Source organism: Gemmiger formicilis (assembly GCF_016901605.1).
Lineage (GTDB): Bacteria > Bacillota > Clostridia > Oscillospirales > Ruminococcaceae > Gemmiger > Gemmiger formicilis_B.
Window position 1 is genome coordinate 1 of the sequence record NZ_JACJKP010000426.1, and the last position, 491, is coordinate 491.

Here is a 491-nt window from a genome sequence, read left to right on the forward strand (position 1 = left end):
CAAAACCGACATCAGCGGCCTTACGCCGGATATTGTACTGTTCTGCATCTGCTTTGTGGTGGTGGCGCTGCTCACCAAGATCATTGGCTGCGGCCTGGCTGCCCGCCTTTGCCGCTTCAACTGGGGCAATTCGCTCAAGGTTGGCGTGGGTATGATGACCCGCGGCGAGGTGGCTTTGATCGTGGCGCAAAAGGGATTGGCCGTCAATGCGGTAGACCCGGTCTACTTTACGGCCGTCATCCTGCTGATTGTGGTTTCTTCGGTGGCAACACCGCTGGTGCTTAAAAAGTTGTTCACCCAAATGCCGCCGCAACCGCATCCCAGCCAGATTCAAGCATAAACAAAGAGCCCGGTCCTTCAGGACCGGGCTCTTTTTATGTTAAATCAGAAAGCGGATGCATCGTGGTGTACAAAGCCGCCCAACTCCTGGCTGTTTGTTAACCCTTGGGCAAAAGCTTTGGCGCGCATAGCGGCGTAAAACTCGGCAAAGG

At 55.2% G+C, this 491-nt stretch carries 1 protein-coding gene; it reads left to right on the forward strand.

Features of this window, described 5'->3' with window-relative positions; genetic code table 11:
- Positions 1-340: cation:proton antiporter (locus H6B10_RS15265; RefSeq protein ID WP_204652338.1), on the forward strand; the 340-nt coding region annotated here is incomplete at its 5' end.
- Positions 341-491: the final 151 nt, after the last annotated feature.